We start from the raw sequence: 532 nt of genomic DNA, 5'->3' as shown, positions 1-532 counted from the left end.
CACAGCGTACCAACTTAAATTTATATTGGTTGCAAATGCCTTATTGAACGGTCAATCCTATGCGGAAATCGTGAGGTCACCAAGAGGTGTGCCGATTGCGGTTTATCACTTGAATAACTCAAAAGTGACGTACAAACAGGATGAAACCACAGGCTATCAATTAATTTATGAGTACCAAGAAGCGCCTGGTAAGTTACGCAAGATACCAAAAGAAAATATTCTTCATATGAAGTTTTTCTCTCTTGATGGAATAGAGGGCAAGTCTCCCTTGCTTAGTTTGGAAGATGATTTGACCACACAAAAAAACAGTAAACGGTTCTTATCTAACTTCTTCAAAAACGGCACACAATCAGGCGGCTTGCTGAAATACAAAGGCGGTAAATTAGCCAAAGAAGCGCGTGAAAAGTTGCGTGACGAATGGCAAACAGCTAACTCAGGTACGGACAAGGCGCACAAGGTACTGGTGCTTGATGAAACGATGGAGTACGAACCGATTGAGGTTGATACAGAAATCTTGAAACTCGTCAATACA

The 532-nt window shown here is 41.4% G+C and carries 1 protein-coding gene; it reads left to right on the top strand.

Features of this window, described 5'->3' with window-relative positions:
• The coding region (locus NCCP2331_RS18350; RefSeq protein WP_251672132.1) for a phage portal protein at positions 1-532 on the top strand (532 nt) is incomplete at both ends.

Source organism: Sporosarcina sp. NCCP-2331 (assembly GCF_023707945.1).
GTDB classification, from domain to species: domain Bacteria; phylum Bacillota; class Bacilli; order Bacillales_A; family Planococcaceae; genus Sporosarcina; species Sporosarcina cascadiensis.
The sequence above is the reverse complement of the archived record's forward strand: the minus strand, read 5'-3'. Positions and strand labels throughout refer to the sequence as shown.